Below are 22,366 nucleotides of genomic sequence, written 5' to 3' on the forward strand. Positions count from 1 at the left end.
GGCGAACCTATAACAACAAAAAGCCCCATAAAATCCTAAAATGATAGTATGGGACTTCGATTATAATTATTACTTTATTACAATTCCTTGATCTTTATATTACGGAACCATACATCATCGCCATGATCTTGAAGACCAATATATCCTTTTGAAGGAACTTCGGCCCAATCAGGATTCAAGGCAGGGAATTTACTACCTGCAACCAGCTCCTTCCATTCTGGAGTCCATAAATGATACTCAACTACGTTCTCACCATTCTGATTATGGATAACGGTACCTTTAAACACGGTAAGTTCCACGGTATTCCATTCACCAGCTGGTTTTGCGTTCTGTGGTTTTGCAGGAATCAAATCATATAACGAGCCCGCCATGCGATTACCATCTTTGCCTAATTTAGCATCTGGGTGCCGCTCATTATCCAAAACCTGCATTTCAGGAGCTGTTTTCCAAATATAATCCAACTCTTCTTCCCCTAGGTAGAAGATACCTGAATTTCCTCCTTCAGAAATTTTCCATTCCAAACTAAGTGTAAAGTTTTGGAACTTCTTATCGAAAATAATATCACCTCCATCTTTAGAACCTGCCTCGCCCCGTCCAGAGCCGATCATATGCAACGTGCCATCAACGATTTCCCATCCTTCTGGAAAGTGGTCTTTTTTATAACCGCGCCATCCTTCGGAGGTCTTGCCATCGAAAAGCATAACCCATCCTTCGGCTTTTTGTGCTTCGGTGAGTCCATTCATAGGGGCTTCTTCAACGGTTTCCTTAACCATTTCAGCTTCGGTTGCCGCTTCTTCTTTTTGTTCTGCTTTTTTCTCCTTGCAACTATTGAGCATTGGGAGCATAATCAATCCGAAAATAAAAACTAAACTTATTTTTCTCATTGGTAACTATTTATTGATTTTAAGAACAGAACCGGCCAATAAAGGCTGGTTCTGTATTTTTAAACTTTGATATATCGCTTTTTACAATTCTATTTTGGCATATCTGGCAATGACCAACCATCCCTATAGGTATGTTTAACCAATTCCTCGGCGTAGGCATTCGCATTCATAGGATCTGTCCAATCTTTATTAAAGGTTGGGTGACCATCGTGAATTTTGAATCCGTCTTTGATAACGGTCTTGATTTCCTCATTTGAACCGATATTGGTAAATTTCATGTTTTCACCATCCCATTCAAGTGTTTTGTTCAATGCCTGTAAACGCACGGCCAATACTCCCATTACTACCATCTCATTAAAAGGACCTGCCTCAGCAAAGTCGGATGTACATGGTTTTCTGTTTTCGGCACTTTCTTTACAAGCACGTACCCAATCCATTTCATGGGCTCCGGAATTCCAGCTTAAACCTAATTCATCCTCTACCCTACGTTCGGTTTTAGGAGCTGATATTTTCCTGCCTGACAACAATTCTGGCTCAACACCATAGCAACCTACGTGAAGAATATCCTTGGTTCCATAGAAGAAGGTTCCACCACCACTTTTATTCGGGTTTTTACCTGATGGCCAATTATCGGGCAACATAGGTTTAATACCACCATCGTACCAGCTTACATCTACTTCTCCCAACTTCATCTTACCTTGTCTGCCCCTTGATGGGAAAGTAAGTTTTACAGCTTGTGACACGGGAGCCGAATCGTTCAATAACAATGAGGAACTCGCTTGCACCTTGGTCGGGTACCCTAATTTCAATCCTTCAAATACAGGATGTAAGATATGGCATGCCATATCTCCTAGCGCACCTGTACCGTAATCCCACCATCCTCTCCAGTTCCATGGATGGTATACTTCATTAAAGGGACGCATTTTTGCAGGACCCGTAAACAAGTCCCAATTTAATGTATCAGGTACCCAATCCCCTTTTTCAGGAGTATTCAGTCCTTGTGGCCAAATAGGCCTATCAGTAAATGATTCAACTTTGGTTACATCCCCTATGGCACCACTCCATAAAATCTCACATGTTTCGGCAACACCGGCACCTGAGGCACCTTGGTTACCCATTTGGGTAGCTACTTTATGCTTATCGGCCAATTTTGTCAATAATCTGGACTCATAAACGGAATGGGTCAATGGTTTCTGCAAATAAACATGTTTACCCATTGTCATTGCATTAGCGGCTATAACGGCATGCGTATGATCCGCAGTGGCAATTACGACCCCGTCTATCTGATCCGCCATTTCATCGAACATCTTACGCCAATCCCAATATTTTTTGGCGTTTGGATATCTATCAAAAGCGCCTTTGGCATATTTCCAATCAACATCACAAAGTCCTACAATATTTTGGCTTTCCAAATTCTTTAAATTGGCTAGACCCATACCTCCTACACCAATACCTGCAATATTCAATTTATCACTCGGTGCTACATGGCCAAGTCCACTAACAGCATACGACGGTACAATCGTAAACGCAGCTGAGGCAGCCAAGGTTTTGCCGACAAAGTCTCGGCGTGATAAAGTGTTCTCTTTCTTCGTCTTACTCATATTGTAATACTTTATAATTGGTTAATTAAACAGTGAATCAATTTATGCTAGGAACCATCTAATTAAAGTAGCAAATGAAAATTGCCAAACTACTATCTTGGTATTTCAGATTTCTACTTTAAAAACAAATGGCTTTAAAAATTCATAATCCTAAAATTAAACATTTTTGATAAAAATGAATAGGTAAAAACAGCAGAATAATAATTTAAATTGAACTAAAAATAGATTTTTGCAAATTTCATGTAAACAAATGCAAAAAATGTATCATTTGGTTTTAATATTTAAGAGTGAAACACATTACCTTTCGGTATTTTTGATACTTAATAAACTACAAAAGCATCTTCATTATGAAAACATACAAGGTCATAGGACTTATGTCGGGCACTTCTTTGGACGGACTTGACCTCACTTATTGCCATTTCACAAGGACTTTGGATCGTTGGGAGTATAAAATAATGAATAGCAAGAGTGTTTCTTATTCTCCTGAAATGAAGGATAACTTAAAAGATTCGATCCACCTTTCTGCCGATTCCCTCTTGATCTTAAACAATACCTATGGTGAATGGCTTGGTAAAGAAGTAAATACTTTCATTCTAGAAAATGACCTGCAGGTAGATTTCATAGCGAGCCATGGGCATACGACACATCATCAACCAATGAACGGACTCACCTATCAAATAGGGTCTGGCCAGCATCTTGCCAATACTTGTCGCCACAAAGTAGTATGTGACTTTAGAACCAACGATGTTGCATTGGGAGGTCAGGGAGCCCCTCTTGTGCCCATAGGTGATCGATTATTGTTCGGTGCGTATGATTTCTGTTTGAACCTTGGTGGTATCAGTAATATCTCTTTTGAAAAAGACGGCGGACGCATTGCATATGATATTGGTTTGGCCAATATGATTCTAAACCATATAACACAAAAAATAGATTTGAATTATGATAAAGGAGGGGCTTTAGCGAAAAGTGGAAAACTCAACGATCAAATGCTTGAGGCATTGAACAACCTGGAATATTACCGATTACCATACCCCAAATCCACAGGATATGAATGGTTTACAGAAGAAGTAGTCCCCATTGTCGAAGCCACTAAGGATAGTATCGAAAATCTTTTGCACACCTCAGTTCATCACCTATGCGAACAGATTGCCATACAGGTCCTAGCGGTTAAGAGTACATCACCAGCCAGCTTATTGGTTACTGGTGGTGGCGCTTTAAACGACTTTCTTGTGTCAACGTTAAAGTCAAAATTAGGTGAACAGGTCAACGTTGTGGTACCTTCGAAGGAATTAATAGAGAATAAGGAAGCCTTAGTGTTCGCATTAATGGGTGTATTACGCATGGAACGTGAAATAAATGTACTCTGTTCGGTCACTGGGGCCAAAAGGGACTCTTCCTGTGGTGTCCTATATTGGCCAAATTAAACTACGCCCATTACAACAACCCCCTGCGATCCCAATTAAAAAAAAGATCACCTAAAACCAGGATTCTATTCTTAGATAGATTCGCCACTATCTTCAAGAATACCATTGCCGTCAAGAAAGCATCACCGGCCGCCGTATGCCTATCATGTTTTTTCAAATTGAAGAGTGAACATAAACGATCTAAGGAAAAGTATTCTTCCCTGTCTTTGCAAAAATCTGTTTTCTTAAAGACGATTCCAGTGTCGAGCACTTTATTCTTGAGCTTTGGAAGCCCCATTCTATCTAATGCTATATTGATCATCGCAATATCAAAAGCTGCATGATGAGCCACCAAAACAGCATTTTCAATATAACCCAAAAAGATTTTTATCGCCTCTTCTTCGTTTAATTTAGGAACATTTCCCTCTTTTAAGATCCCATGAATACCCACGGTCTCGGGATTGAAAATCTCCTGCTTCACATACACTTCCAAAGAATCCCCAACATCTATCTTTAAGTTATTGATAGCAACGGCCCCAATAGACAAAATACGATCTCTTCCAATATCGAGGCCTGTAGTCTCCGTATCGAAGACCACAAAACGAACCTTATCCAAATCCGCTGACGTTTTATCTTTGAAATGACGTGCATAATCCTTCCAAAAAACCGGTTTATCCCTATTAAAAATATCACTGAACATTTACATCATTTGAGCAAGGTTAAAACGTACTTTTATCAATTCCTGAATATCTTTTATAGAACCAAAACATCCTTTCAATTTTAGGCGATTGGCCTTACTGAGCGACTTTAAATCTATAAACCTTCCTGAATCACCCTTCTTAAGTCCCTCAACCGTCCTAAAACGTAATAGGATCTTGAAAGCGTCTATACAAGCGTTGTAGACATCCCCATTCTGTGGTTCTAATTCGGCAAGTTTTTTAAACCTTTCAATCGTATTGTTATGATCCTTGATGTTTTTTGAAAGAACCAGGAGCCTAGCCGAATCTACCAAAGGCATCATAGCCCTAGCCTTAATATCGAAAAGATCCTTATGCTCTCCGCTGGACTCTACCAAGAACTGTCTGAAAAAACTTAATGGTGGCGGATTCTTTATGGCATTCAGAGCTAGGAAATTTAAAAATATGGTATAACTATCTATTGAATTAAAAATGCTTTCCGACATCTGCTCAACTAAAGCCGAATCCCCATAAGCCTTTTCATAATCAAAGAAAATGGTGCAGAGCATTATCTTGTCTTCATCAGGTTTGGTAACCCAATCATTGAATTGATTATTCCATTCGGAGAGCGACAAACACCATTTCGGATTACTCGCCATCATCTGCGCAGGACAAAACTCGAATCCTACGATATTCAATTTTACAGTAACCAGTTGGGCCAATTTTAGAAAATAGGCCTTGGTTTTCGCCTCATCTTCCAAAGCTACATCTGCATATACTAGTGCATTGTCCTGATCGGTCAACAACAATTGCTCGGCCCTACCCTGACTACCCAGTGAAAGCCAAGAAAAAGCTACAGGAGGTTGACCTTGCATTTCATCTATACTTAATGAAATCGCTTTTTGGGTAATGGCCTCATTAATCGCGGATACAATTTTTGAAACGAAGCCTATTGGGATATGCTGATCTAGGTACCGCTTCATCAATCCTTGGGATTTCAATCGAATATCACGAAGTTTCTCAGCAGTTTCGGCTCGTTTTACCTCCTTGATCAAGAAAGAAGGATTATTACTTTGGGCAACAACGATATCATGTTCGGAAAGCACACCCACCAACTCGGAATGAGGTGTCCCATTTTTTGTGATACAGAGGTGCGTTATTTTATTACGCAACATTGTTATTTGGGCCTCAGCTATCGATACATTTTCTGCTATGGTTATAACCGGGTAGCTCATAATACTAGTTACTATATCTGAGATAGCGAATTTACCTGTAGCTATTTTGGTTCGTAGATCCTTATCGGTGATTATCCCTATGGGTCTGTTTTCCTTAGTAATGATTATGGAACCCACTTTTTTTGCGGTCATGGTCAGTGCCGCATTCCCGATCTGGGTATTCGGCGGACAAGTCACTGGTGTTTTTTTGTAGGTAACATTCTGAATAAAAGCCAAGTGGCCAGTTTCCTTATCAAACTCACCTTCGGTGGAATATAATCCTGCTCTATCTTTATCCGAATATCGGTCCAAGGTATTGGAAGCAAAGCTCGCCATGATAAACTTATTCGCTTCAATATTGCTGGTTATGAATTCATCCAACAAGTCCGATGATATGGCATATACGATACACTCTTCAATAGCTTTGGCACTCAATCTATAATTACTCTGGCGAATTAGCGCCCTTAATCCGAATATATCCCCTTCATCACATTCATCAACAAGAACATCCAATCCCCGAAAAATACCCACAGCACCATCTTTTACGACATAGAAAGCATCATGCAAGCTTTCATTTTCCTTGAAAATATAATCCCCAACTTCATAATAACCGACTTTGACCTGCTCGCAAATGGTCATCAACTGGGCATTATCCAAGGTATTGAAAGGAGGAAAGTCCTTTAAAAAATCGTAAATACGTTCTGCAATGGTATTTTTCACATCTTAAAGATAATCAATGAAATTCACTCACAATCAAAGAATTATCATCTTCATTTAAAATTTGAAATAGTGAGATGGCCTTAATAGGTACAAAGCTTTATTAGTTATCCAATAATACGGTAAATAATCAAGTGAAAATATCGGCATTATTTATATATTTTGCTAAATTAATATATTTATGCTAATTTTATATATATGAAAATAAACAGCTGTCCCAATTGCGGATCCGAGAAGTTTGTGAAAAGTGGAATCATTAAAGATAGGCAACGCTACAAATGCAAAGCGTGTAATTATTTCTTCTCGGTCAACAAAATAGGCAAAAGCATAGACCAGTATTATGTAAACAAGGCATTGCAATTATATCTAGAAGGTCTGTCCTATCGAGAAATTGAACGTATTTTAGGTATTTCACATGTAAGTATATTAAACTGGGTTAAGAAATATAACATCAAAAGACCCTATAATCCCGACTACCACCCAACCTATAAAATATTGAATGCAGTTGAACTTTCGCACTATTTTCAGGATACCGACAATCTTTCAGGTGCTGGGGTCGTGGTTACCGAACTGGGCGACAAGTTCATGCTCATTAAATGGGAGCGATTTAGAAATTAGCTATACTTAATTACCATTTATATATATTGTTTTTTATTTAACACTTTCTTTTGAGGAGTTTAGCAAAGCACACAAAACCAATTTGTTACTAACTTAACTCCTAACTTTATGAAGAAACATGCTTTACTCCTGGCAGGGCTATTCTGTACCTTTCAGTTAATGCATTCACAAGGGTCACCCGATTATAATGGTGGCCTTAAAGTGAAACTAGATGAAGAAGGCAATAAATACCTTCGTGTCATTTCATGGGCCCAAGTACAAGGCACATACAACTCCGATGCACCGGACAATACGAGCAGCACGAGTTTCAACCTCAGAAGGGCCCGTGTTCTGATGTTCGCCCAGATCAACAAAAAATTCATGATCCTTACCCATTTCGGGCTTAACAGCCTAAATAGCGGAACTTTGTCACCGACAGGAAAAGGCGAAGGCTCCCAACTGTTCTTCCATGATGTTTGGGCACAATACAATGTTGGTGAGGACCATGTTGTTGGTGGTGGTTTACATTATTTCAATGGGATATCAAGGTTGAACAATCAGAGTACCTTGAACTTTATGACGCTGGACAATAATCGCCAGTCGTGGTCAACCTTAGGCCTTACCGATCAATTTGCCAGGCATATTGGTGTTTTCGCCAAAGGTAAATTCGGCAAGTTACAATACAGGGTCGCCATAAATGATGCGATTACCAACGGTCTCGACACCCGCACGCCCGAAGCAAACGGTGCCGCGGTTTACGCTGGCAAAAGATTACTGGGTTCAAAAGACTCCGGTAAAGCATATGCCGGTTATTTTGATTTTAATTTCCTGGACCAAGAATCCAATTTCCTTCCTTTTAAGGTAGGTTCGTACTTAGGTACCAAAAAGGTATTTAACATTGGAGCCGGATTTTTTCTACATCCTGGCGGATCGGTAATCGCGGATGCCGTTGGAAATCTGGAAAAAGAAGATGTTAGCATATTCGGAATCGATGCCTTTTACGACACCCCATTAGGGGATGACGGTAGCGCACTGACGGCTTACGCCACATACCAGAGCAACGACTATGGCAGGGATTACCTATTTAGCGCTTATGGAACGGGAAGCATGCTGTACTCGCACTTAGGCTACGTTTTTGCCGGTGATAAAACAAAAACCAGATATCAACCTTATGTGTCATTTGCTTCTAACAGCTATGACGCCACTGACGATAACAGAAATGTTTTTGGTATTGGGGCAAACGCCTATTTAAACGGTCATAACTCCAAATTAACACTGGAATACAAAAACCAAAAGTTTGGTGATACTGACACAGGGGCCATTACCCTTCAAGCAATGATTTACCTATAAAAAACCAACAACTATGAGTGAAAAACAAAAAAAGGCCACCGCCTATTGGAAAGAAAACCTAAAGTATCTGATCATACTGCTTTCTATATGGTTCGCGGTATCGTACGGCGCAGGAATACTATTCAGGGAAGCCCTAAATGAGTTTCGTTTAGGCGGATTCAAACTGGGATTCTGGTTTGCACAACAAGGTTCTATCTATGTCTTCGTGATACTGATTTTCGTTTACGTAAGATTGATGAACAAACTAGATAAAAAATACGGTTACGACGAGTAATCCATTCACTAACCAAAAAAATAAAAATTATGAGTGTTCAATTATGGACTTGGATTTTAGTTGGGATTACCTTCGCCCTGTATTTCGGAATTGCCATATGGGCAAGGGCCGGATCTACTAAAGAATTCTATGTGGCCGGTGGTGGGGTTTCCCCATTGGCAAATGGTATGGCTACGGCAGCCGACTGGATGAGTGCCGCATCGTTCATCTCTATGGCCGGTATCATTTCCTTTGCTGGTTATGATGGATCGGTTTACCTAATGGGATGGACCGGAGGATACGTGCTTCTTGCCCTACTCCTTGCACCCTATCTTCGAAAATTCGGAAAATTTACCGTACCTGATTTTATCGGTGATCGATATTATTCCAATACGGCCCGTACAGTAGCTGTTATTTGTGCATTGATCGTTTCGTTTACATACGTTGCCGGTCAGATGCGGGGTGTGGGAATCGTATTTTCACAATTCTTACAGGTCGATATTAATATCGGAGTAATCATAGGTATGGCCGTAGTTCTTGTTTTTGCTTTCTTAGGTGGAATGAAAGGGATTACCTATACTCAGGTAGCACAATACTGCGTGCTGATTTTTGCCTTTATGGTACCGGCATTTTTCATCTCTATGCAAATGACGGGTAACCCAATTCCTCAACTGGGAATGGGTGGCAAGGTCGAAGGAGGTACTTTTCTACTGGATAAGTTGGATACCCTTCATACCCAATTAGGATTTAACGAATACACCAGTGGGACAAAATCAACCTGGGACGTTTTTGCCATTACACTTGCCCTAATGGCAGGTACCGCAGGATTACCACATGTTATCGTACGTTTCTTTACCGTACCAAAAGTTAAAGATGCACGTAAATCGGCCGGATTGGCTTTACTATTCATCGCCATACTTTATACAACGGCACCGGCCATTGCGGTTTTTGCCAGAACAAATTTAATCGAAACGGTAGATAATAAATCTTATTCAGAAATTCCCCAATGGTTCAAAAATTGGGAAGATACAGGTCTGATCGCTTGGGCTGATAAGAATAATGACGGAAAAATACAATATGTTGCCGGTAGTGCCCTAGAAGGTAAAAAACCTGCCTTCACAGATGCCCGTGGAGCCAATGGCGAACGTCTTATTTCAAATGCCAACAGTTCTTCCAATGAACTTTATGTAGATAGGGACATCATGGTATTGGCCAATCCTGAAATAGCCAATTTACCAAACTGGGTAATAGCCCTGGTGGCCGCAGGTGGCTTGGCCGCAGCTTTATCAACTGCTGCAGGATTACTTCTTGTAATATCAACATCGATTTCGCATGATTTGATCAAAAAACAGATTAACCCGAACATCTCTGAAAAAGGGGAGTTAATGGCGGCCCGTATCGCAATTTTGGTTGCTATCGTTATCGCAGGTCTTTTCGGTATTTATCCGCCCGGCTTTGTCGCAGCGGTTGTCGCCTTGGCATTTGGTCTCGCGGCAGCCTCATTCTTCCCCGCCATTATTTTGGGGATTTTCGATAAAAGGATGAACAGCAAAGGGGCTATTGCCGGTATGATCGTTGGTATAACATTAATGCTGTTCTATATGATCCGGTACAAAACGGGATTGATCGGTGTCATGGATGCAAGACCCGCAAGTGAATGGTGGTTTGGAACCTCTCCAGAAGGATTTGGAACCATTGCCATGATCATCAATGTAATCGTTTCAGTGGTGGTCTCAAGAATGACCCCTCCACCACCGGAAAATGTACAGGAAATGGTTGAAAGTATTAGAATACCTAGTGGAGCTGGTGATGCAAGTTCCCATTAAAATAGTTAGTTGATTATTATAAAAAGCGGTACTTCATTCTGGAGTACTGCTTTTTTCATATATTTATTATTACAGCCCCATAAAATGAAAAAACGCCACGAACAGAAATTGGTCATTGTATCCATAGCCCTTTTATTGGTATTGAACATTCCTATAGTCTTGGTTTTTAATTTAGACGGCGCCATTTTTGGCATACCCTTATTCTATTTTTATGTTTTTACGGTCTGGATTCTCTCCATCATCATATCTTATATAGTTCTAAAAAGATATTATGAATAACTATTTCTTGATCATTATCATCTTGTGTTACTTGGCAGTACTTTTCTACATTGCCTTTATTGCTGAAAAAAACGCTAAAAGTAAATGGGTCAACAACCCTTATATCTACACCTTGTCCCTTGCAGTGTATTGCTCCGCCTGGACGTACTATGGCAGTATTGGCACGGCGGCAAGTTCTGGCGTAGGCTTTTTACCGATATATCTGGGTCCGGCCATAGCAGTACCTTTATGGATCATCGTACTTCGTAAAATCATTCGGATTTCCAAACAACATAAAGTATCATCCATTGCGGATTTTATTTCCCTTAGATATGCGAACAATCGCTTTTTGGGAGCTTTAATAACCGTTTTATGTATTACGGCCACTGTTCCATATATTTCATTGCAATTGAAGGCCGTAGCAGAATCATTTGCAATAATGACAAATGAAACCCATGGCATTACTGCAAGTATTTTTGACGACTCTACCTTTTACATTGCTTTGATATTGGCGATTTTCGCCACATTTTTTGGCACTCAGGCAACAGATGCTTCAGAAAAACATAAGGGAATCGTAACTACAGTAGCTTTTGAATCGCTCTTAAAACTTACTTTCTTTTTAATTATTGGTGCATACGTCACCTATTATCTTTTCGATGGCACACAAGACATATACGACAAGGTTTCAATAACACCCGATTTCAACAATTTAGTTAAACTTTCAGGCTTGGAGGGAGGTATCGATTGGGGGTTTATGATATTGCTATCCTTTACTGCGATATTTTTATTACCTAGACAATTTCAGGTTTCCGTATTGGAAAACACTAGGGAAAAACACTTAAAAAAAGCCATTTGGTTGTTCCCTCTCTATCTATTGCTCTTTAACGTATTCGTGATCTTTATTGCTTGGGCCGGTAAATTGACTTTGGAAGAAACAGCCAATCCGGAATACTATGCACTATTACTCCCATTGAACAGTAATCATACTTTTTTGGCTTTATTGGTATTTCTCGGGGGGTTATCGGCAGTAATTTCCATGGTTGTGGTATCTACCTTGGCTTTATCAAAAATGATTAGTAACAACCTGATTATCCCATATGGTTTCTTGGAAAAATTTATCAAGGCAAAACCGGAAGAAAATGCCATCTACATCAAAAACATAAGACGCATATCTATTTTTACGGTAATCATACTTGCCTATTTTTTTTACAATAACTTTTCCATAGAACTTTCTTTGTATTCCATCGGGTTGATTTCTTTCGTTATCGTAGCCCAATTAGCGCCTTCCTTTTTCATTGGCCTCTATTGGAACCGCGGTTCTTCCTTAGCTTCGATATTGGGTATAATCCTAGGCTTTTTAATTTCTGCATATACGTTGATCCTGCCATTTACGATAGAGGCATTTACGGGTAGTAGTGAATTTACGGAATTTGGGTTATTCGGAATCTCCGCATTAAAGCCCTATGCCCTATTCGGCATTGATTTCCTGAGTCCGCCCGCCCATGCTTTTTTCTGGAGTTTAACGGCCAATATCTTATGTTACCTGATTATTTCATTGGCTTTCAAAGGACATTACAGGGAACGTAATTACGCTGAAATGTTCGTCGATAGCAAGAACTATTCCTCGCTTCAGGATAGCGCCTTGGTTTGGAAAGGGGAAGCCTATGTGGCCGACATAAAAAACGTATTGACCAAATTTTTAGGGGAAGCAAGGACCCAACGTGCCCTACAGATCTTCTTTAGAAAATATGATATCCCTAGCGATACACAAATGGCCGATGCCCGTTTGATCAATTTTTCAGAGAAATTATTGACCGGAAGCATTGGTGGGGCATCTGCAAAAATCTTGATTGCAGGGGTAGTAAAGGAACAAGAGATAAGTCTTCCCGAGGTTTTGAAAATCCTGGAAGAATCCAAAGAAACCATTATCAGTAACAAAGCCTTACAGGATAAATCTTCAGAGCTAACTCTTTTGACCGCAAAACTCAAGGATGCCAATGAGGAACTGATTGTAAAAGACAAACAAAAAGACGAGTTTTTGGATACGGTGGCGCATGAATTGAAAACGCCAATTACAGGAATCAGGGCCGCCTCTGAACTCCTGATGGATGATGACGACGAAATGCCGGTTGAAATGAGACAGACTTTCCTGAAAAATATCGTTGATGACTCCGATCGCTTATCTCGATTAATAAATAATATATTGGATTTTGAAAAACTCTCCACGGGCAGGGAACAATTGAATTTAAAGAAACGCAACATTCAGGATACCCTTAAAAAAGCAATCGGTAATACACAGCATATCGCAGCGAAAAAGGAAATTGAAATAGTAAACAAAAACCGTTTTCATTTTGAACTTCCTTACGATGAGGATCGTATTTTGCAGGTCCTGACCAATTTGCTTTCGAATTCAATCAAATTCTGCGAACCAAAAAAAGGAGTAATAACGTTGGACTATAAATTAGGGAATGATTGTATCGAAGTTTTTGTAAAGGACAACGGGAAAGGTATACCCGATGAGGATATAAACTATATATTCGATAAATTCTATCAATCTAAAAACCAAAATACGATTAAACCCCAAGGTAGTGGTTTGGGGCTGGCCATAAGCAAACAAATCATTGAAAAACACCATGGCCGCATTTGGGTAGAAAAAGGAAGTAAAGTTGGAACAACTTTTGGATTTAAGCTACCTTTTAATTAAATTGTAAGCACTATTGGGAATGAAAAGAATATTGATAGTCGATGACGAGCCGAATATTGTGATGACTTTGGAATACGCCTTCAAGAAAAAAGATTTTGAGGTTTATATCGCAAGAGACGGTGGGGAGGCAATGCAAATACTTAAAAACAATATTCCCGATGTGGTATTACTAGATATAATGATGCCCAATGTAGATGGTTACCAAACATTGGATCATATTAAAAAAAGTGAAGCTTTAAAGAACACAAAAGTTGTGTTCCTTACCGCTAAAAATAAAATTTCAGATATTGAAAAAGGATTGAAACTTGGGGCGGATAAGTATTTGACCAAGCCTTTTTCAATTAAAAAGATAGTTTCAGAAATACTAGAACTTCTTAATTAACAATTGGTTTTGTGTGCAAACAACACCTTTGTCTAATTAATGTAAGTTAAAATGAAATTACGTCTTAATCCTTTGACATCGGATATTCTTATCTGTGTCTATGCCGTTGTATCCCTTTATCTACGTTTTAAATTTGAAAGCGAAACGGCAATCAGTCCTATGAACTCCATAGTCATGGGAATTTGTTTCGTGGTTATTCTTTGGGTACTTATTAAACTTAAGGTACTTAACCCCAATTGGTTTGGACTTTTCAATGCTAAAAAAACCAAGTCATGAAGTATCAGGAATTCTACAAAAAAAGTATTGAAAATCCGGAACGTTTTTGGGAAAAACAAGCCCATCAGCTGCAATGGTACCATACCCCCAAAAATATACTTTCCAATGACGACAATGGTTATCCCCAATGGTTCGTCGACGGAAAATTAAACCTCAGCCATTTATGCATAGACAAACATATTGAAGATGGTTTTGGAAGGCAAAATGCCATAATTTATGATTCGCCGGTAACCAACACCAAAGAAATCATCACCTATAATCGCCTGCAAAAAGAAGTTTCCAAACTAGCTGGGGCAATAAAGGATTTAGGACTAAAAAAAGGGGATACCGCCATCATATATATGCCCATGATTCCACAGGCACTATATGCCATGCTTGCCTGTACACGAATAGGTGTTATCCATTCCGTGGTATTTGGAGGCTTTGCCCCAAACGAGTTGGCCATAAGAATAGATGATTGTACGCCCAAGGTTATTATCACGGCATCTAGCGGTATTGAGATAGACCGAATAATACCCTATAAACCTTATGTTGACAAAGCTATTGAATTGGCTTCCCATAAACCCGAAAAGGTAATCCTCTTTCAAAGACATTTAGGTGCCGCTACCCCCGCAAAACCATATGATATAGATTATTTGGAAGCGATTAAAAATGCAAGTCCCGCCGAGCCCATTGAGGTGGAATCGAACCATCCTTCCTATATATTGTACACATCCGGCACAACAGGGACACCTAAAGGGATAATCCGTGATACGGGTGGCTATGCAACAGCCTTGAAATTCTCAATGAAGTATATCTATGGGGTAGATCCAGGTGATGTTTATTGGGCAGCCAGTGATGTTGGTTGGGTGGTTGGCCACAGCTATATTGTTTACGGCCCATTATTAAATAGAAACACTACAATTCTTTTCGAAGGAAAACCTATAAGAACGCCCGATGCCTCAACTTTTTGGAGGGTGATCAGTGAGCATAAGGTAAAAGTGATGTTTACCGCCCCAACAGCAATAAGAGCAATCAAGAAAGAAGACCCTGAAGGAAAAATGATCAACGATTATGATCTATCTAGCCTTAAATATCAGTTTTTGGCCGGTGAACGTTGTGATGTTTCTACCTTAAAATGGACAGAGGACAAATTAAAGGTCCCGGTAATCGACCATTGGTGGCAGACCGAATCGGGCTGGCCCATGTTGGCAAATATGGTCGGGGTTGAATTGGCTAAGGTAAAACCGGGATCGGCAACCTTTCCGGTATGTGGTTATGATATTCAGATATTGAACGAGGACGGAGAAGTTCTAGGACCAAATTCAGAAGGTTATGTTGTGGTAAAACTGCCACTGCCCCCTGGTAATTTGAGAAACATATGGGGCAATCCCCAAAGATTCCAAGCTGGCTATCTAGAGCGTTTCCCCGGGTATTACTTTTCGGGTGACGGAGGTTATAAGGATGAGGAAGGTTATGTATTCATTACCGGGCGGGTCGATGACGTTATCAACGTTGCGGGACATAGGCTCTCAACCGCCGAAATGGAAGAAATAGTCGCTTCACATTCCCAAGTGGCCGAGTGCGCGGTAATAGGGATCAACGATGACCTTAAAGGTCAAATACCATTGGCCTTGGCAGTTACCAAATCTGGAAACGAAATTGCCGAATCGGTCATCCAAAGTGAAATTATAAAGGAAATCAGAAGTCAGATTGGGCCCGTAGCATCCTTAAAACAGGTTATCCTGGTAAGTAGATTGCCCAAAACACGATCAGGGAAAATCCTACGTAAATTATTACGAGGAATCGCAGACAATGAGGATTATAGCGTGCCTTCGACGATTGATGACCCTCTAATCATAGATGAAATAGCAAAAGCATATAGAACACATAAAATAGGATCCAACTAAAAAACGAATAATAATGAGTAATTATCACATTAAACATCTAGAAGAATATTATCAGGTATATAGAAAATCTGTGCGTAACCCCGAGGGTTTTTGGGAAGAAATCGCAGAAGAACATTTTATTTGGCGAAAGAAATGGGACAATGTTCTAGAGTGGGATTTCTCTAAACCGGAAGTAAAATGGTTCCAAGGCGCACAGCTCAATATTACCGAAAACTGTATAGACCGGCATTTACCTACACGAAGAAACAAAACCGCCATCCTTTTTGAACCTAACGACCCAAAGGAAGAAGCCTTGCATATTACTTACGGGCAATTATTTGAGAAGGTTTGCAAAATGGCCAATGTTTTGAAAGCCAATGGCGTTAAAAAAGGTGACCGTGTTTGTATATATCTTCCGATGATACCAGAACTGACCTATGCCGTTTTGGCCTGTGCAAGGATCGGGGCAATACACTCGGTGGTATTTGCAGGTTTTTCATCGAATGCACTAGCTACGCGAATCAATGATTCCGATTGTAAAATGGTGATTACATCCGATGGTTCATTTAGAGGAAGTAAATCAATCGACCTAAAAGGAATCGTGGATAAGGCTTTGGAAGATTGTCCTGGTGTTAATACCGTCTTGGTCGCCAAGCGGACCAAAAGTGATATTGAGATGGTAGAGGGTAGGGATAAATGGTTAGCTCCCTTAATGGCAGAGGCCTCTGCAGATTGCGATGCTGAAACCATGAATGCCGAAGACCCCCTTTTTATTCTCTATACCTCTGGATCCACAGGCAAACCCAAGGGTATGGTACATACTTGTGGTGGTTATATGGTTTATACGGCATATACGTTCAAAAACATTTTTCAATATCGTGAAGAGGATGTATACTGGTGTACTGCTGACATTGGTTGGATTACCGGCCATTCCTATATCGTTTATGGTCCATTAGCCAATGGGGCTACTTCGATAATGTTCGAAGGGGTCCCCTCCTATCCCGATTTTGGTCGTTTTTGGGAAGTGGTGGAAAAACATAAAGTAAATCAGTTTTACACCGCACCTACGGCTATTAGGGCCCTGGCCAAAGAGAATTTGGATTATTTGGAGAAATATGATCTTTCCTCATTAAAGGTTCTAGGTTCTGTAGGAGAGCCGATAAATGAAGAAGCATGGCATTGGTACAACAATAATGTAGGTAAGAAAAAGAGTCCGATCGTAGATACTTGGTGGCAAACCGAGACGGGTGGAATCATGATTTCCCCTATACCTTATGTTACACCGACAACACCAACATTCGCCACATTACCCTTTATAGGAATACAACCGGCCTTAATGGATGAGGAAGGCAAAGAAATTAAAGGTAACCAAGTAGAAGGCCGCCTATGTATTAAATTCCCCTGGCCATCGATTGCACGAACTATTTGGGGCAATCATGAACGTTATCGGGATACTTACTTTTCGGCTTACAAAGACATGTATTTTACGGGTGATGGCGCCAATAGGGATGCCGTTGGCTATTATAGGATTACAGGTCGGGTAGATGATGTGATCATCGTTTCTGGCCATAATTTAGGTACCGCACCTATAGAAGACGCGATAAACGAGCACCAAGCAGTTGCTGAATCTGCCATTGTAGGTTTCCCACATGATGTTAAAGGAAACGCACTTTATGGTTATGTTATCTTGAAAGAAACAGGGGAAAGTCGTGACAGGGATAACGTTCGTAATGAAATAAACCAACAGATTACCGAACTTATAGGCCCCATTGCCAAATTGGATAAAATTCAATTCGTATCAGGATTGCCCAAAACCCGAAGTGGTAAAATTATGAGAAGAATTTTACGTAAAATCGCGAGTAACGACACTTCCAACCTTGGGGATACCAGTACCCTATTGAATCCTGAAATTGTAAAGGAAATCATGGATAACGTTTTATAAGAATCTGGTAGAAACCAACCAACCTGACCAAACCGTTCTTAGGCCAAACCTTTGAACGGTTTTTTTATGTATTTAGGCCATGACCTTTGCTCGCCTTGAAGCCCTTCTCCTCACCAATATAAAAATAGCGAGGGATACCATTCCACAAATTGCCAAGCCCATGAACATGGGCAACACCGATTTTTGGATAAAACTGCCCACAAAGGCCGCTATGGGAATGGACAATAAAGTAGAAATAAAACCTGTAATCGCAGCACCTATTCCCGCTATATGTCCAATTGGCTCCATGGCTATGGAACGAAAATTCCCCCACATAAAGCCCAAGCAGAAAAACTGTAAAGAAAGAAACCCGATCAATATTGCTACGTCAGGGTTTCCTGAATTCCAGAACAATAGTACATATATCAATGCTACACTGCTGAATATGGAAAGTGCGGTCAAAGAAAGTCTTCGCATTCCAAACTTCAACACAAGGGTTCCGTTTAAAAAAGTTGACAAACCAATGGATACCGACAAACCGGCGAAAATCAGTGGAAAAGCCTCCTTCAGTCCGTAAATATCCTCGAAAATATGTTGTGAAGAACTTAAATACACCAAAAAAGAACCTGTGATCAAACCAGATATCATGGTAAATGCCAAGGTTTCTTTATACTTAACCAATTCCTTAAGTCCATCTACGAAAATATGGCTTGAAAAAGGTATTTTATATTCGGGATGCAAGGTTTCCGGTTGTCGTTTCCAGAACCATATACACACAACCAATGCAAGGATCAATTGCAAATAGAATATGGCCTGCCAGCCAAAAAAGCCCATAACCCCCTTACCAATAGCAGGAGCTACAACAGGGACCAGAATAAAAAATGCGGTTACGAACGACATCACCTTGGCCATATAATCACCCTTATAAGTATCCCTGATAATCGAGATACTAATGGTCCTAGCGGCAGATAGCCCTATACCCTGGAATATTCGCCCAACGATCATCCATTCCAACGAAGGAGCCCAAAGACAAAGGATACTTGCGAGTGTAAAAACACTGAACCCTAAATAAACCATAGGTTTTCTACCAAATGTGTCGGATAACGGCCCAAAAAACAATTGACCTATTCCCAAACCTAAGAAAATCATGGTAATCAGTAATTGATGATCGGTAGAATCCAGGCTATTTATGGCCACACCGATATCGGATAACGCCGGCAACAAAGCATCTATCGCCAATGCGGCAATAGACATCAATGCCGCCATTAAGGCTACAAATTCAAAATTCGGTTTTACATTTTCCTCTTGCATCGGGCAAAGGTAGCCATATCCCTTTTAATTTTTCATTAATAAAAAATCAAATCATTGTAAGAAAGAATATCTTTATTGGTTTACGAAGATTCAATAATCCATCCTCAAAAGCTTATAAAGGTATATTCCCATGCTTTCTGTCGGGCTTTACTACCTCTTTCCCTTCTAACATACTAAAGGTCTTTATCAATTTACGCCTTGTATTTTCGGGTCGAATGACCTCATCGATAAATCCTCGCCTTGCCGCACGATATGGGTGTGCAAACTTCTCAGCGTATTCGGCTTCTTTTTCGGCTAATTTAGCGGTTGGGTCATCAGCTTCCGTGATTTCCCTTTTAAAAATTATCTCACTGGCCCCTTTGGCCCCCATGACGGCTATTTCAGCCGTTGGCCAAGCGTAATTAAAATCTGCCCCAATATGTTTGGAGTTCATTACATCATACGCACCACCATAAGCTTTACGGGTAATTACCGTTACCCTAGGCACAGTCGCTTCACTCAAGGCATACAATAACTTTGCTCCGTGAACTATAATACCATTCCATTCTTGATCGGTTCCCGGTAAAAACCCAGGAACATCAACCAATACTAAAAGCGGAATATTGAAAGCGTCACAAAAACGGGTGAAACGAGCTGCTTTAATCGAGCTTTTCACACCTAAAACACCGGCCAAGAACATAGGTTGATTGGCAATAATACCAATACTCCTACCTCCCAACCTAGCAAAACCCACAATCATGTTCTCTGCAAAATCCTTATGGATCTCAAAGAATGAATCCTCATCAATAATACCTTTGATGACCCCATGCATATCATAAGGCTTGTTCGGGTTTTCCGGAATAATGTCCTTCAACACTTCCCTGACCTCGTCTTTCAATTCATACGGCAATTTTTCCGAAACTTCTTTATTGTTCTGTGGAAGGTACCCCAATAACTTTTTAAGGTCTTCCATACATTCCACATCATTGGCCGATGTACAATGGGCCACCCCTGATTTAGAGGCATGGGTATTCGCCCCACCAAGCTCTTCAGACGTAACCTCTTCATTGGTAACGGTTTTCACCACATTAGGACCCGTTACGAACATATAACTTGTTTCCTCAACCATTAAGGTGAAATCGGTCATTGCAGGTGAATAAACCGCCCCACCGGCACAAGGACCCATTATGGCAGAAAGCTGGGGAATTACACCCGAAGCCTGCACATTCCTATAAAATATATCGGCATAACCACCTAAAGAACGAACACCCTCTTGTATCCGTGCCCCTCCCGAGTCGTTTAAACCAATAATCGGGGCACCGACTTTTACGGCCAGATCCATTACTTTACAGATTTTCTCGGCATGTGTCTCTGATAGGGCCCCACCAAAAACGGTGAAATCTTGGGCATAGACATAAACCAATCGCCCATTTATAGTACCATAACCCGTTACGACGCCATCACCGAAATACTGCTTCTTTTCCATACCGAAATCAGTGGATCGGTGTGTGACCAAAACCCCCATTTCTTCGAAAGACCCTTCATCTAAAAGATAATCGATACGTTCCCGAGCGGTCAATTTTTTCTTGGCATGTTGTTTATCAATACGCCGTTTGCCACCACCTCTGTGTGCCAAAGCCTCTCTTTCTTCGAGTTTTTTCAATCGTGGATCCATAATTTATTGTCTTGGGGTTCTTAGGATTTTTTGGTCTTCCCTGTATTTCTTTAATGCGATGATCGCAGCAATTCTAGCTTCTTCATGTGTTTTTGCCTTGAGGACTTCAGGAGAATAATGATCTTTTACAAAATGGGTATCAAAGTTGCCGGTACGAAAGGCATCATGCTCACAAACGAATTTACCGAATGGCAAGGTTGTTTGCACACCCCTTATGGTATAATCACTAATAGCCTTTAACATTTTCTGGATGGCTTCCTCCCTGGTTTCCGCATAGGTGATCAACTTGGACAACATAGGATCATAATAGATCGGCACCGCCATACCTTCTTCAAATCCATTATCAACACGAACGCCAATACCTGTAGGTAACTTATAGGTTTCCAAGGTTCCGATACTAGGTAAAAAATCATTCAACGGATCCTCGGCATACACCCGAAGCTCAAGTGCGTGACCTTTGATTTTAAGATCTTCCTGTTTCATTTCAAGGGCTTCGCCTCGGGCAACGCGAATCTGTAATTCAACCAGATCAACACCGGAAATAAGTTCACTTACCGGATGTTCTACTTGAAGCCTTGTATTCATTTCCAAGAAATAAAAGTTATGGTCGGCATCTAACAGAAATTCAACTGTGCCTGCTCCCAAATAATCACAGGCCTTTGCCACTTTAATGGCCGCCTCTCCCATTTTTTTACGAAGTTCAGGAGAAAGAACGGATGAGGGGGCCTCTTCGATTACTTTTTGGTGCCTTCGTTGTATACTGCACTCCCTTTCAAAAAAATGAAGGATGTTCCCATGACTATCGGCCATTACCTGGATTTCGATATGTCTTGGGGATTTGACATACTTTTCAATGAATACGGATCCATCACCAAATGCCGAAGTTGCCTCACTAATGGCCCTGTTCATTTGGGACTCCAGGTCTTTTTCCTTTTCTACGATACGCATGCCTTTACCCCCGCCCCCGGCTGAAGCCTTTATTAAAATCGGGAACCCGATTTCCTTGGCTATCGTTTTGGCCTTTTTAACATCGGTTATCGCCTCATCAATGCCGGGAACCATGGGAATATCATATTTTTTGACGGCCTCTTTTGCCGCCAGCTTACTTCCCATTACCCTAATGGCCTTTGATTTGGGACCTATAAAAATGATATTGTTCTTCTCTACTTCTTCAGCAAATTCAGCATTCTCACTCAAGAATCCATATCCTGGGTGAATGGCATCAACATGTAATTTTTTGGCAACCTCAATGATCTTCGAAATTACGAGATAGGATTTATTCGATTGTGGTTCCCCGAGACAAGCGGCTTCATCTGCAAATTTCACATGGGGTGCATCCCTATCTGCCGTAGAATAAACCGCAACCGTCTTTATGCCCATTTTTTGGGCAGTTCGCATGACGCGTATCGCAATTTCACCCCTATTCGCAACTAATATTTTTTTCATCTGTACTTTTTGTTTTTCCATATT

18 protein-coding genes are annotated in these 22,366 nt (G+C 40.5%); 11 read left to right on the plus strand and 7 right to left on the minus strand.

All coding sequences use genetic code 11. The features are described 5' to 3' along the window. Positions 1-77 precede the first annotated feature (77 nt). Positions 78-884 (minus strand): 3-keto-disaccharide hydrolase, encoded by an 807-nt coding sequence (locus tag GJ691_RS06490; protein ID WP_154365014.1) that lies wholly within the window; start codon positions 882-884, stop codon positions 78-80. 89 nt (positions 885-973) lie between these two features. Then, positions 974-2,485: a Gfo/Idh/MocA family protein gene (locus GJ691_RS06495; RefSeq protein WP_154365016.1), complete on the minus strand. Its 1,512-nt coding sequence runs from the start codon at positions 2,483-2,485 to the stop codon at positions 974-976. A 347-nt stretch (positions 2,486-2,832) separates the two neighbouring features. Between GJ691_RS06495 and GJ691_RS06500 the strand changes: the two genes are divergently transcribed. After that, a complete protein-coding gene (locus GJ691_RS06500; protein WP_154365018.1) occupies positions 2,833-3,909 on the plus strand; it encodes an anhydro-N-acetylmuramic acid kinase in 1,077 nt (358 codons plus the stop codon). A gap of 10 nt (positions 3,910-3,919) precedes the next feature. Here GJ691_RS06500 and GJ691_RS06505 read toward each other — a convergent pair whose 3' ends face one another. Both GJ691_RS06505 and GJ691_RS06510 read right to left on the minus strand, forming a co-directional pair. Continuing rightward, positions 3,920-4,588, minus strand: a complete 669-nt coding sequence (locus GJ691_RS06505; RefSeq protein ID WP_154365020.1) for a 3'-5' exonuclease — start codon at positions 4,586-4,588, stop codon at positions 3,920-3,922. Beyond that, positions 4,589-6,499 (minus strand): DUF294 nucleotidyltransferase-like domain-containing protein, encoded by a 1,911-nt coding sequence (locus GJ691_RS06510; RefSeq protein WP_179955047.1) that lies wholly within the window; start codon positions 6,497-6,499, stop codon positions 4,589-4,591. A 195-nt stretch (positions 6,500-6,694) separates the two neighbouring features. Between GJ691_RS06510 and GJ691_RS06515 the strand changes: the two genes are divergently transcribed. The 10 genes from GJ691_RS06515 (at position 6,695) to acs (ending at position 17,952) form a co-directional block, all read left to right on the plus strand. Then, the gene (locus GJ691_RS06515; protein WP_154365022.1) at positions 6,695-7,114 is read left to right on the plus strand and encodes a transposase-like zinc-binding domain-containing protein; all 420 of its coding nucleotides are present in this window, start codon (positions 6,695-6,697) and stop codon (positions 7,112-7,114) included. A gap of 108 nt (positions 7,115-7,222) precedes the next feature. Next, positions 7,223-8,443 (plus strand): hypothetical protein, encoded by a 1,221-nt coding sequence (locus GJ691_RS06520; RefSeq protein WP_154365024.1) that lies wholly within the window; start codon positions 7,223-7,225, stop codon positions 8,441-8,443. A 13-nt stretch (positions 8,444-8,456) separates the two neighbouring features. Beyond that, positions 8,457-8,717, plus strand: a complete 261-nt coding sequence (locus tag GJ691_RS06525; RefSeq protein ID WP_154365026.1) for a DUF4212 domain-containing protein — start codon at positions 8,457-8,459, stop codon at positions 8,715-8,717. Between the two features lie 29 nt (positions 8,718-8,746). Next, positions 8,747-10,522, plus strand: a complete 1,776-nt coding sequence (locus tag GJ691_RS06530; RefSeq protein ID WP_154365028.1) for a sodium:solute symporter family protein — start codon at positions 8,747-8,749, stop codon at positions 10,520-10,522. Between the two features lie 84 nt (positions 10,523-10,606). Beyond that, positions 10,607-10,801 (plus strand): hypothetical protein, encoded by a 195-nt coding sequence (locus GJ691_RS06535; protein ID WP_154365031.1) that lies wholly within the window; start codon positions 10,607-10,609, stop codon positions 10,799-10,801. Beyond that, a complete protein-coding gene (locus GJ691_RS06540; protein ID WP_154365033.1) occupies positions 10,794-13,484 on the plus strand; it encodes a sensor histidine kinase in 2,691 nt (896 codons plus the stop codon). The genes GJ691_RS06535 and GJ691_RS06540 overlap by 8 nt, the downstream gene beginning before the upstream one ends. Positions 13,485-13,503: 19 nt before the next feature. After that, positions 13,504-13,866, plus strand: a complete 363-nt coding sequence (locus GJ691_RS06545; protein ID WP_154365035.1) for a response regulator transcription factor — start codon at positions 13,504-13,506, stop codon at positions 13,864-13,866. A 51-nt stretch (positions 13,867-13,917) separates the two neighbouring features. Further along, a complete protein-coding gene (locus tag GJ691_RS06550) occupies positions 13,918-14,142 on the plus strand; it encodes a hypothetical protein (protein ID WP_154365037.1) in 225 nt (74 codons plus the stop codon). Then, positions 14,139-16,031 carry an acetate--CoA ligase gene (locus GJ691_RS06555; RefSeq protein ID WP_154365039.1) on the plus strand — a complete coding sequence of 631 codons (1,893 nt, stop codon included), beginning with the start codon at positions 14,139-14,141 and terminating at the stop codon, positions 16,029-16,031. The genes GJ691_RS06550 and GJ691_RS06555 overlap by 4 nt, the downstream gene beginning before the upstream one ends. A gap of 13 nt (positions 16,032-16,044) precedes the next feature. Continuing rightward, complete coding sequence (gene acs / locus GJ691_RS06560) at positions 16,045-17,952, plus strand: acetate--CoA ligase (RefSeq protein WP_154365041.1); 1,908 nt, start codon at positions 16,045-16,047, stop codon at positions 17,950-17,952. Between the two features lie 72 nt (positions 17,953-18,024). On the opposite strand, the gene GJ691_RS06565 is transcribed toward acs, so the two are convergent. The 3 genes from GJ691_RS06565 to accC all read right to left on the minus strand — a co-directional run bounded on the left by GJ691_RS06565 (position 18,025) and on the right by accC (position 22,342). Then, positions 18,025-19,242: a multidrug effflux MFS transporter gene (locus GJ691_RS06565; protein ID WP_154365043.1), complete on the minus strand. Its 1,218-nt coding sequence runs from the start codon at positions 19,240-19,242 to the stop codon at positions 18,025-18,027. A 112-nt stretch (positions 19,243-19,354) separates the two neighbouring features. Then, a complete protein-coding gene (locus GJ691_RS06570) occupies positions 19,355-20,896 on the minus strand; it encodes an acyl-CoA carboxylase subunit beta (RefSeq protein ID WP_154365045.1) in 1,542 nt (513 codons plus the stop codon). A 3-nt stretch (positions 20,897-20,899) separates the two neighbouring features. Then, positions 20,900-22,342, minus strand: coding sequence for an acetyl-CoA carboxylase biotin carboxylase subunit (accC, locus tag GJ691_RS06575; protein WP_154365047.1), 1,443 nt, complete (start codon positions 22,340-22,342; stop codon positions 20,900-20,902). Positions 22,343-22,366: the final 24 nt, after the last annotated feature.

Source organism: Maribacter luteus, from assembly GCF_009674825.1.
Lineage (GTDB): Bacteria > Bacteroidota > Bacteroidia > Flavobacteriales > Flavobacteriaceae > Maribacter_A > Maribacter_A luteus.